This is a genomic window from Cupriavidus sp. 05N38 (assembly GCF_056397345.1).
Genome location: NZ_JBFTNF010000173.1, coordinates 1 through 728, shown reverse-complemented (window position 1 = coordinate 728; position 728 = coordinate 1). Strand labels below are relative to the sequence as shown.

Below are 728 nucleotides of genomic sequence, written 5' to 3'. Positions count from 1 at the left end.
TGCATCGTGACTCGCATGCGCAGCCCTTTGCCAATCTGAGCAAGGCCTGGAGCAAGTTCTTCGACGACGTAAAAAGGGGAAAGAATGCTTATCGCCCTGTCTTCAAGCGGAAGGGAMAGGCGCGCGATTCTTTCTACGTCGCCAACGACAAGCTGACCGTRGATGAAAGGCARGTACGTCTGCCCGTGCTGGGCAARGTGAGGATGAAAGAGGCACCGCGGTTCGGCGGCAAGATAATGGGCGCCACGGTGTCACGCGATGGCACRCGCTGGTATCTGTCGCTGCAGCAGGAGGTGGACATATGCTGGATTGRGCCGGCGRCTCGCCGCCCGGTCACCGGCGTCGACCTCAACGTCAAGGAAATCGTCTGCTCTGACGGCAAACGTTATGAGACGCCGCGTGCGCTRAAGAAGGCGCAGAAGCGGTTGACGMGGTTGCAGCGGTCRGTGTCGCGCAAGATGGAAGCGCAGAARCAACGTATGGGCCTAGGTRAAAAGGGCCGGATTCCCAMGGGGGTGCGTCTTCTCCCGTCCAAGAACCGTGAGAAGGCATCGCGAAAGCTCGCTGATCAGCATCGAAAGATCAGGTGCATTCGCAATGACTTCACGCACAAGATGACGACCTCGCTCRCACGTGAAAACCAAACGTTGGGCATCGAGGACTTGTCTGTGCAGGGAATGACTGCAAGCGCCAAGGGGAGTGTCGACAAACCGGAGTGTCGACAAACC

General features: G+C 58.1%; 1 protein-coding gene. It reads left to right on the top strand.

Translation table 11 applies throughout. The annotated features are described in order from the left end of the window. Nucleotides 1-728: RNA-guided endonuclease InsQ/TnpB family protein (locus AC1DK4_RS40775; RefSeq protein ID WP_477132274.1), on the top strand; the 728-nt coding region annotated here is incomplete at both ends.